This window comes from Sporosarcina sp. Y1004 (genome assembly GCF_057669665.1).
Window position 1 is genome coordinate 18,552 of the sequence record NZ_JBYHFQ010000040.1, and the last position, 9,872, is coordinate 28,423.

Here is a 9,872-nt window from a genome sequence, read left to right on the forward strand (position 1 = left end):
TTGTTGAAGGTTGACGCTATTACGAAAAAGTTTGGTGGAGTCGTCGCCAATAATGAAGTTTCATTTACGGTTGAAGAAGGACAAATTGTTGGATTGATCGGTCCAAACGGCGCGGGGAAAAGTACAATGTTTAATATGATTTCTTCGATTTTTCCACCCACTACTGGAAGTATTACATTTTTGGGGAAAAGAATCGAAAAACTTCCAGCATTTCAAGTTGCGCCATTAGGTATTTCACGTACTTTTCAAAACATACAGGTATTTAAAAGTATGACAGTCATCGAGAATGTAATGGTTGGTCAGCATGTGCAAACGAAGACGGATATTCTTGGAATGGTGTCACTACTTCTCGGTTCAAAGAGAGAAGAGAAGCAAGTATACGACAAAGCAATGAGTTATTTGGAGTTTTTTGGTCTTGAGGATCTCTATGATCAGAAGGCGGCTAGTTTATCACTCGGAAAGTTACGTCTGCTTGAATTCGCAAGAGCGTTTGCGACAAACCCGAAATTACTATTACTGGATGAAATTGCGGCTGGATTGAATCATAAAGAGACTCAAGAAATGAGCGAATTAATTATAAGAGTGCGCGATACAGGCGTGACAGTTTTAGTTGTCGAGCATGACATGGATCTTGTTATGAGCATTTGTGAGAAGATTATTGTCTTGGATCAAGGGACAAAAATAGCCGAGGGAACCCCAAAGGAAATTCAAGAGAATGAAGCAGTTATCACTGCCTACTTAGGAGCTGATATAGATGAAATCGAAAAGGTGGAGGAGGCCATATGAGCAAAAATAAATTAATGGACGTAATCGATATATCTGTTAGTTATGGGCCTATCCAAGCCTTAAAGGGCGTCTCTTTATCCGTTGATAAAGGAGAAATCGTTGCATTGCTTGGTGCGAACGGTGCCGGTAAAACAACCTTATTGCAAACGATTTCAGGGATTTTAAAGCCGACTAATGGAAAAATAGTATACCAGGGGAATGACATAACTGGAATGGAAGCAGAAAAAGTCGTTGGGAGACATCTTGTGCACGTACCAGAACATCGGCAAGTATTTTCAACGATGACTGTCTTGGACAATCTATATCTAGGTGCCTATCATCATCGTAAGAAGACCAAAATGAAAAATATTGAAAAAAATATCGAAAGAGTTTTTGGATTATTCCCTATATTAGAGGAGAGGAAAGACCAATTAGGTGGAACGATGTCCGGCGGGCAGCAGCAGATGCTTGCAATTGCACGAGGTGTTATGTCGGAGCCTGAATTACTACTTCTTGATGAGCCTACGCTAGGATTAGCCCCGCTTATTGCGAAAGATGTGCTTGAACTCGTTCGGGATTTACGTGCTGAATTCGGCACGACCATATTATTAATAGAACAGAATGTTACGGCCTCTTTAAAAATTGCCGACCGTGGTTATGTAATTTCACACGGAGGGATTGTAAATAGCGGGAGCTCTAAAGAATTGTTAAATGACCCTGAAGTAAAAGAAGCATACCTAGGTCAAACAGTACACTAAAATGGGGGATAAAAAATGAGAAAGTTATTTTTAACATCGCTATTGACTATAATGACTGTATTGATCCTTGCAGCATGTAGCGAGGGGTCAGACAATGAAGAAAGCTCTGGCGAAGTCAGTGAGTATAAAATTGGAGCTATTTACTCGAAAACTGGACCGAATAGTCCACTTGGCGAGCCAGAATGGAATGCAACTAAATTAATTGAAGACAAGATTAATAGTGAAGGCGGTATCAATGGAGTACCGTTGAAAATTATTTTAGCTGACGATGAATCTAGCCAAGAGAAGGCAACTCAGGAAGCGAATCGTTTGGTCAATGATGAAAAGGTTCTTGTGCTTCTTGGTTCATCTGGAAGCGGTGAAAGTCTGGCGATTAAAGGGATTGCGATGCAGCAACAAGTACCGATGATTTCAGCTGCAGCAAGTACACATATCGTTGAGCCAGTCGAAGAAGCAAAGTGGGTGTTCAAAACGCCACAATCTGACAGACATGCGGTTGAGCGCGTTTATATGTATTTAAAAGAGCAGGGAATCAGTAAGGTTGGAACTATTATTGACTCAAATGCATTTGGTTCAAGTGGACTCGAACAGATGGAAGCACTAGCAAAGGAATATGACGTTGATATTGTTGCAAAAGAAAGTTACAACACTCAAGATCCAGATATGAGTGCACAACTCACAAAAATAAACAGCGCGAAAGCAGAAGCAATTGTCGTATGGGGAACAAACCCAGGTCCGGCAGTTGTCGCTAAAAACACACGTGACTTAGGTATTGATTTACCGATTATAGGAAGTCATGGGATCGCCAACCAAAACTTTATCACACTAGCTGAAGACGCGGCTGAAGGGGTTGTTATTCCAACAGGTAAGTTACTCTTCCCGGATCAGATTGCGGAGGATGATATCCAATTTGACGTGATTTCTACTTTTTATAAAGATTACTTAGATAAGTTTAGCAGTGAGCCAACAAACTTCGGTTCTTACGGCTATGATAACTTAATGCTTGTCATCGAGGCGTTGAAAAATGGAGCTACGGATCGCGAATCGATTCGTGATTATTTGGAAAATGACGTTACGAAATGGATTGGTACAACTGGCATTTACAACCTAACTGCTAAAGATCATAACGGTTTAACAGCAGATAGCTTAGTTATGGCTGTTGTTAAGGATGGTAAGTGGACGCTACTTAACTAATAATTAGGATCTTAGAATCAAAATACACCTATATCTATGACATATCCTCTTAATAGAAAACACCCCCCGCATCGATTAAAACCGATGCGGGGGGTGTTTTGTCTTTGTCATATTTAATTAGCCTTCTTTGAAAAACTAGCCTCTTTTTCACTTACTCTTTTATTTGAATGAAATACTCTTTTTTTCGATATACCATTGCTTGCATCGTTGCAACAAGTTCTTTTCCATTACTGATATCAATAGTGTACCAGGCAAGGCGGTGGTTTCGTTTATCTTCGCGGGCGACAGCAGTAATTGTTTCGCCGGGAAGAGCAGCTGACATAAAATTCATTGTCGTTGTAACTCCGACTGCAGTTTTTCCATATGAGTTACTTGCAACAGCAAAAACGTAATCAGCTAATGAAAACAATACTGCACCGTGAACCGTATTGTGCGCGTTTAACATATTCTCGTTAGGAACTAGTTCCGCTGTAGCCGTACCGGGACCAAAATCTTTCAGCTTCATGCCGATAAACTGTGCGTATGGCTCCTGCTCCATAATAGTGCGAATTTCATCATAGTGTTGTTCATGGACAGCGAAATCGTCAATGCGTGTTGTCATTTTGCCACACCTCTCATTATTCAATATGTTTTTTGGAGATTACTGCATAATTAAGTACTTAAAAGATGGGAATTCCTACGGAAATACTCAATTATTATAAAACAAAAACTAAACGGTATATAAAAAAATAGATATACAACTAGTCAAAATAGTACCATATATAATTCGGAAAGTGAATAAAATTCTGAAAGTTACGTGAAAAGCATGTAAAACTAAGAGTTTTCAGAAATTATTGTTGACACTGAATTAATTATGTATTAAAGTACTTTGTATAACAAGAAATAATCGTAACGTTCAAATACAGTTATACTATTGAAGTGGTACATATCGTTGGAATGTTTGTCAACACGTTGGCAAGTGAAATCAGATTATCGGAAAAGAGGAGTTTAGTTATGAGTAACGAACAAAAAGTTTTTGATGTGACAATTATTGGCGGAGGCCCTGTAGGATTATTTACCGCATTTTACGCCGGTATGAGAAAAATGTCTGTGAACGTAATTGAAAGCCTGCCACAACTTGGTGGTCAGCTCTCTGCTTTATATCCCGAAAAGTATATTTATGATATTGCAGGATTTCCGAAAATTAGTGGTCAGGAACTCATTGATAATTTAGTAAATCAAATGTCTCAATTCGAGCCGACGATCACACTTGAACAGGACGTTCAGCAAGTAGAGAAACAAGTTGACGGAACTTTTAAACTGACAACGAATCGCGCAATTCATTTTTCAAAGACCATAATTATTACGGCGGGTAATGGCGCGTTTCAGCCCAAAAAACTTAATTTGGATTCAGCAGAAAAGTTCGAAGGGAAGAACTTGCATTACTTCATAAAGGATTTACAACAGTTTGCAGGTAAGAATGTACAAATCTTTGGAGGTGGCGACTCAGCTGTTGACTGGTCATTGATGCTAGAGCCAATTGCAAAAAAAGTGACGCTTGTACACAGACGCGATAAATTCCGTGCTCATGAGGCAAGTGTAGAAAATCTAATGAACTCATCCGTTGAAGTCAAGACTCCGTTCGTACCTATAGAATTTATTGGTGCAAATAATATAGAACAGGTTGTCCTTGAAAAAGTGAAGGGCAATCAAGAAGAAGTAATTGATGTTGACGACGTTATCGTAAACTACGGGTTCGTTTCATCACTCGGTCCAATTAGCGAATGGGGCCTTGAAATCGTGAAAAATAGTATTGTCGTCAACTCAAAAATGGAAACGAATATAGAGGGCATTTATGCAGCCGGTGATATTTGCACGTATGAAGGGAAAGTAAAGTTGATTGCAAGTGGATTTGGCGAAGCTCCAACAGCAGTCAGCAATGCTAAGGTTTACATCGATCCAACAGCGAAAGTGCAAGCAACTCACAGTACAACGCTTATGGAACAAACAGAAAACAAGAAAGTTAAAGTCGGTCAATAAATGATAGGCGTGTTGCGAACAGTATAAGGAGGGGACGAATGGAATGGCTAAATATACGATTGTTGATCAGGAAACTTGTATTGCCTGCGGAGCGTGTGGGGCGAGTGCGCCAGACATTTTTGATTATAACGATGAAGGACTTGCGTTTGTACATCTAGATGATAACGAAGGGTGTTCTGAAGTTGATGAAGATCTATACGATGATCTAGAAGATGCATTGGAAGGCTGCCCTACTGATTCAATTAAAGTATCGCAACACCCAATTGTACTAGAGGAAGCATAAGAGAGTTAATTCAATTTCATAACTAGTCTATTCGCATGTTTACGGACTACTTAAAATTCAAAATTTGACAGTCAAAAATAAAATTTAAATTTATCAGAATACATTTGCTTTTTGAATATCTATGCACTATACTGACCTTATATATAACGATATACACAGTCATCGTTAAAATCTTGTTATACGAAGCGGTGAGATTATATAGCTCAAATAAAGGGGGATTTAAATTGACGACTTTACAGATTACGGCTGATGAGGAAAAGGTAGCACATTTTATGCAACGTATTGAGGCAGGGGATAAGATCGAAGCAGATGATTGGATGCCTGAAGAATACAGACAGACATTGATTAAACTGATTTCGATGCACGGTATTAGCGAAATAATGGGAGCGCTTCCTGAGAAAGAATGGGTACCGAAAGCCCCTTCTCTTAATAGAAAGCTTGGCATTATGGCAAAAGTACAGGACGAAATGGGCCATGGCCAGTTGCTACTTCGAGTTACGGAAGACTTACTAGTACCATATGGCAAAAACCGTGGAGATATAATGCAGGACTTATTCAATGAGGACTTGAAATTTCATAACGTATTCCACATGGAAACGAGAACATGGGCAGATGCAGGCCTCGTAGGCTGGCTTGTTGATGGAGCAGCTATTATTACACAGACCGATATGCTTGGTGCTTCATACGGACCCTACGCAAGGGCGTTGCAACGCATTTGTGCTGAAGAAGTATTTCATGCACAGCATGGGGAGTCAATCATCATGGCGTTAGCAGAAGGCACGGAAGATCAAAAGGCAATGATTCAAGACGCTCTTAATCGCTGGTGGGAGGCATTACTGATGTTCTTCGGACCGGCAAGTAAAGAAACAACGGGTTCATCGAAACAAGACTTAACCATCAAATATAAAATCCGTACGAAAACAAATGAGGATTTCAGGCAACTCTTTTTTGATAAATACATTCCGCGTATTTTATCGCTTGGCTTAACAATTCCAGATCCGACTTTCCACTACGATAAAGAAAATGAGTTATGGTCGTACCAACAACCAGATTGGGAAGAGTTTAAGAGAATTATTAAAAATAAAGGGCCCCGTTCACAAGCACGCCTGAACTTGCGCCGGTCATCTTATGAACATAGTGCATGGGTTCGTGATGCACTAAGCGCGACAATCAAATAAAGATAGGAGTTGGGGAAAAATGGCACAAGAGAATACATTTTATCAAGAATATGAAGTATTTAGTAAACGGACGCCGAGTTCGTCATTCCAGCACCAATTCAGCTTGCTGGCTCCAAACGAAGAAATGGCTATCATGTTGGCGCAAGAAAATTTCATGCGCCGCGAACCGGTTGCCGACATTTGGGTTGTGAATCGGAACCACGTTAGAAGGTTGAACGCTGAAGAGAAAATGACGCTCGGCAGACTTGACAATAAAGATTATCGTACAACAAAAGGATACGGCTACTTAAAGAAAAAGTGGCGTCACTACGAACAGGGAATGTTGGATGAAAAAGAAATCTTGTCATGGGGAGGAGATCAGAAATGAGCACTATCGAAAACGTATTGACCGTGGAAAACAAAGAAGCGATAACGAGTTTGTTATTCCAATTAGCGGATGATGATTTCTTGTACTCTTATCGTGGATCTGAATGGCTCGGGCTCGCTCCTCACATTGAGGAAGACGTCGCTTCTTCTTCAATTAGCCAAGACAGTATGGGGCATGCAGCAATGTTCTACAAGCTTCTAGAAGATTTAGGAGTGGGAGAAGCGGATGATCTGGCTCATTTGCGACCGGCACATGAAAGAAGAAACAGCATTTTGACTGAGCGAGTGAACGGTGATGGCTATTATATGGAAACGCCCCAGTATGATTGGGCATATCAAGTTGTAAGAAGTTATTTTTACACACAAGCCAAAAAAATGAAAGTCGATTCTTTATGCCAAAGCTCGTATAGACCACTTGCTGAAGCTGCAGTAAAAGTGAAAATGGAACTTTATTATCACAGGTTACATTGGGAAACTTGGTTTAAGCAATTATTGAGTTCTACCGATGTTGCAAAAAAGAAAATGAATGATGCAATTGCTCTCGTTATGAATGACTTTGGAGATGTATTCTCTTTTGGAAATCAAGAACAAGCAATTGAAAAATATAAACTGATAGACAATAAGGAAAAGTTGAAAGAAAACTGGATAGCAAGCATCAAACCAGTGTTTGTTGCTCTACAAATGGATCTACCGACGATTCCTGAAAAACCAACGAATAATGGACGGAATGGCGAGCATACAGAAGATTTGGATGAAGCACTGCTTACACTTTCAGAAGTTTACAAGTTAGATCCGGCGGCTACCTGGTAACTGAAAAAGGAAAGAGGCGATCTTAATGACTACAACTTTAGAATTAACAACGGAGCGTGTATTAGAAGTGCTCATGACAGTGAAAGATCCTGAAATTGACTCAGTTAGCATTATTGACCTTGGTATGGTTGAAGAAGTCACGACTGAAGGAAATAACGTAAAAGTAGTTCTACTTCCGACGTTTTTAGGATGCCCGGCTCTCGACATTATTAAAAAAAACACGGCAAATGCTATAAAACAACTTCCTGAAGTGGAAGAAGTCGAAGTAGAAATCGTCTTTCATCCACCTTGGACGTCAGACCGTATTACAGAAGAAGGGCATGTGAATCTGCGAGCGTTCGGAATAGCTCCACCACCCCGCCATTTTGAAGAAGATGGTTCATGGCATGTTGATTGCGCATATTGTGGATCTACATATGTGACAATGGAAAATATTTTTGGGCCGACTGCGTGCAGAAGTATTTTGTATTGTAAGAGCTGTAAAAACGTATTTGAGGCAATGAAACCTGTTTCGACACTAATGTAAAGTGAGGAGAATAATAAATGGCTAAACTAATTGCGTTATACAAACACCCTGAAAATAAAGAGGAATTTGATGATCATTACTTCAATGTTCATGCACCAATTACAGCGAAAATTCCTGGACTGCGTGAAATGAAGGTAACTAAAGTAACTGGATCTCCAATGGGTGGCGAAGGAAAATACTACCTAACATGCGAGATGTACTATGACAATTTAGAAGCATTACAGCAAGGCTTACGTTCACCTGAAGGGAAAGCATCTGGTAAGGACTTAATGGGGTTTGCAGGTAATCTTGTCACATTAATGATTGGCGAGGATGCATAATGACCAGTTTCGAATTCATTGAAACTTCAATAGAGGGAAACGACATTGCGGTCATTTGTCTGAATCGGCCCCGTCAGTTAAATTCATTGAATCGGAAACTGATTAGTGAAGTAGTCATTGCGATGGAAGAATTTGATCGTGACGATACTGTAAGAGTCATTGTGTTGACTGGAAAAGGACGCGCATTTTCAGCTGGAGCTGACATTGATGAGATGGCTAATGATAATCCAATCAGCCTTGAGCTTTTGAATCAATTTGCCGATTGGGACCGCTTAGCTCTCATTAAAAAGCCAATCATCGGTGCAGTAAAAGGCTTCGTAATGGGCGGAGGGTTTGAACTTGCCCTTTGCTGTGATCTATTAATCTCAGCAAGCGGCACAGAATTTTCATTTCCAGAGGTTGGCCTTGGCGTCATGCCAGGTGCAGGAGGTACACAGAGGTTGACGAAACTTGCTGGTCGTACGAAAGCACTGGAATGGCTATGGACAGGGGAGCGGATTTCTACGGAAACGGCTCTGAAACACGGAGTCATCAACAAAATCGTTGCCCCTGAACTATTAATGGAAGAAACGTTGAAATTTGCAAAACGGCTTGCTAAACAGCCGCCACTATCGGTACGCCTCATTAAAGATTCGGTAAATAAAGCAGTGGACTCTCCTTTAAATGAAGGAATGCAATATGAACGGAAAAATTTCTATCTACTATTCGCTTCACAGGATCAAAAAGAAGGTATGAACGCATTTGTTGAAAAAAGAAAACCAGATTTTCAGGGTAAGTAAGGAGGTAGCTCAATGTTTGAGACAATTCGTTATGAAGTTGAAAATGGAATTGCATGGCTCTATTTAAATAGGCCAGACAAACTGAATGCATTTATCGCACAGATGAACCGAGAAGTGAAAAATGCAGTCAAAGCCGCTTCCAATGATGACGCAGTTCGTTGTATTGTCATAACGGGTGAAGGACGGGCATTTTGTTCCGGACAGGATTTATCAGAAGTCGATGAAAACATGGACCACGGTCAAGTGCTAAGAGACCATTATGGTCCGATGGTTAATCAAATTAGACAATGTGAAAAACCGATTATTGCAGCTGTAAATGGAGTTGCAGCTGGAGCCGGATTTAGCCTCGCACTTGCGTGTGACTTCAGACTTATTTCGGAACGTGCAAGTTTTTTGAACGCTTTTGTACATGTCGGTCTTATTCCTGATTCTGGTAATCTCTATTATTTGACACAACTTGTAGGACATTCCAAAGCGTTGGAACTAGCCGTTTTAGGAGAAAAAGTACCAGCCGATAAGGCGGTAGAAATGGGTCTTGCGAATCGACTTATTTCATCTGAAACATGGGAAGAAGATATAACCACATTTGCAGCGCATCTTGCCGCTCTGCCAACAAAAGCAATAGGCTTGATAAAACGATCCTTGAAAGCAGTTACGGAATTATCTTTTGAAGATTATCTTGAACAAGAAGCACAAGGGCAGCGTATAGCTGGTTTAACAACTGATCATCGTGAAGGTGTTACTGCATTTATGGAAAAACGCAAACCTGTTTATACAGGACAATAGGAGGAATAAACCAATGACGACAATTCAAGAAGGAAAAATAGAGCAAGAATCAATGAAACGTGACTTTTACAAACTTTTCATTAACGGT

13 protein-coding genes are annotated in these 9,872 nt (G+C 40.2%); 12 read left to right on the forward strand and 1 reads right to left on the reverse strand.

Features of this window, described 5'->3' with window-relative positions; translation table 11 throughout:
• Genes AC25Y6_RS18405 through AC25Y6_RS18415 form a run of 3 tightly spaced genes read left to right on the forward strand, consistent with a single transcriptional unit; the run spans position 1 to position 2,717 of the window.
• Positions 1 to 786 carry an ABC transporter ATP-binding protein gene (locus tag AC25Y6_RS18405; RefSeq protein ID WP_482106140.1) on the forward strand — a complete coding sequence of 262 codons (786 nt, stop codon included), beginning with the start codon at positions 1 to 3 and terminating at the stop codon, positions 784 to 786.
• A complete protein-coding gene (locus AC25Y6_RS18410) occupies positions 783 to 1,523 on the forward strand; it encodes an ABC transporter ATP-binding protein (protein WP_482106141.1) in 741 nt (246 codons plus the stop codon). The genes AC25Y6_RS18405 and AC25Y6_RS18410 overlap by 4 nt, the downstream gene beginning before the upstream one ends.
• 15 nt (positions 1,524 to 1,538) lie before the next feature.
• A complete protein-coding gene (locus AC25Y6_RS18415; RefSeq protein WP_482100965.1) occupies positions 1,539 to 2,717 on the forward strand; it encodes an ABC transporter substrate-binding protein in 1,179 nt (392 codons plus the stop codon).
• Positions 2,718 to 2,868: 151 nt separating this feature from the next.
• Here the strand turns inward: AC25Y6_RS18415 and AC25Y6_RS18420 are convergent, their stop codons facing one another.
• Positions 2,869 to 3,318 carry a PaaI family thioesterase gene (locus tag AC25Y6_RS18420; RefSeq protein WP_488144037.1) on the reverse strand — a complete coding sequence of 150 codons (450 nt, stop codon included), beginning with the start codon at positions 3,316 to 3,318 and terminating at the stop codon, positions 2,869 to 2,871.
• 392 nt (positions 3,319 to 3,710) lie between these two features.
• On the opposite strand from AC25Y6_RS18420, the gene AC25Y6_RS18425 reads away from it, so the two are divergent.
• From AC25Y6_RS18425 to AC25Y6_RS18465, 9 genes are all read left to right on the forward strand, one after another.
• On the forward strand, positions 3,711 to 4,736 hold the full coding sequence (locus tag AC25Y6_RS18425) for an NAD(P)/FAD-dependent oxidoreductase (protein WP_488144038.1): 1,026 nt from the start codon (positions 3,711 to 3,713) through the stop codon (positions 4,734 to 4,736).
• Positions 4,737 to 4,779: 43 nt separating this feature from the next.
• Positions 4,780 to 5,019, forward strand: coding sequence for a ferredoxin (locus tag AC25Y6_RS18430; protein WP_482100962.1), 240 nt, complete (start codon positions 4,780 to 4,782; stop codon positions 5,017 to 5,019).
• A 272-nt stretch (positions 5,020 to 5,291) separates the two neighbouring features.
• Complete coding sequence (gene paaA / locus AC25Y6_RS18435; protein ID WP_482101016.1) at positions 5,292 to 6,197, forward strand: 1,2-phenylacetyl-CoA epoxidase subunit PaaA; 906 nt, start codon at positions 5,292 to 5,294, stop codon at positions 6,195 to 6,197.
• Positions 6,198 to 6,216: 19 nt separating this feature from the next.
• Complete coding sequence (gene paaB / locus AC25Y6_RS18440) at positions 6,217 to 6,564, forward strand: 1,2-phenylacetyl-CoA epoxidase subunit PaaB (protein ID WP_482100961.1); 348 nt, start codon at positions 6,217 to 6,219, stop codon at positions 6,562 to 6,564.
• On the forward strand, positions 6,561 to 7,373 hold the full coding sequence (paaC, locus tag AC25Y6_RS18445; RefSeq protein ID WP_488144039.1) for a 1,2-phenylacetyl-CoA epoxidase subunit PaaC: 813 nt from the start codon (positions 6,561 to 6,563) through the stop codon (positions 7,371 to 7,373). Before paaB ends, paaC begins: the two co-directional genes overlap by 4 nt.
• A gap of 25 nt (positions 7,374 to 7,398) precedes the next feature.
• Positions 7,399 to 7,899 carry a 1,2-phenylacetyl-CoA epoxidase subunit PaaD gene (gene paaD / locus AC25Y6_RS18450; protein ID WP_482100959.1) on the forward strand — a complete coding sequence of 167 codons (501 nt, stop codon included), beginning with the start codon at positions 7,399 to 7,401 and terminating at the stop codon, positions 7,897 to 7,899.
• A 17-nt stretch (positions 7,900 to 7,916) separates the two neighbouring features.
• Entirely contained in the window at positions 7,917 to 8,219 is a 303-nt protein-coding gene (locus AC25Y6_RS18455) for an EthD family reductase (RefSeq protein WP_482100958.1), read from the forward strand.
• Complete coding sequence (locus AC25Y6_RS18460) at positions 8,219 to 8,998, forward strand: enoyl-CoA hydratase/isomerase family protein (RefSeq protein ID WP_488144040.1); 780 nt, start codon at positions 8,219 to 8,221, stop codon at positions 8,996 to 8,998. The genes AC25Y6_RS18455 and AC25Y6_RS18460 overlap by 1 nt, the downstream gene beginning before the upstream one ends.
• A 12-nt stretch (positions 8,999 to 9,010) precedes the next feature.
• A complete protein-coding gene (locus tag AC25Y6_RS18465; protein WP_482106148.1) occupies positions 9,011 to 9,784 on the forward strand; it encodes an enoyl-CoA hydratase-related protein in 774 nt (257 codons plus the stop codon).
• The last annotated feature ends 88 nt before the right edge of the window (positions 9,785 to 9,872 follow it).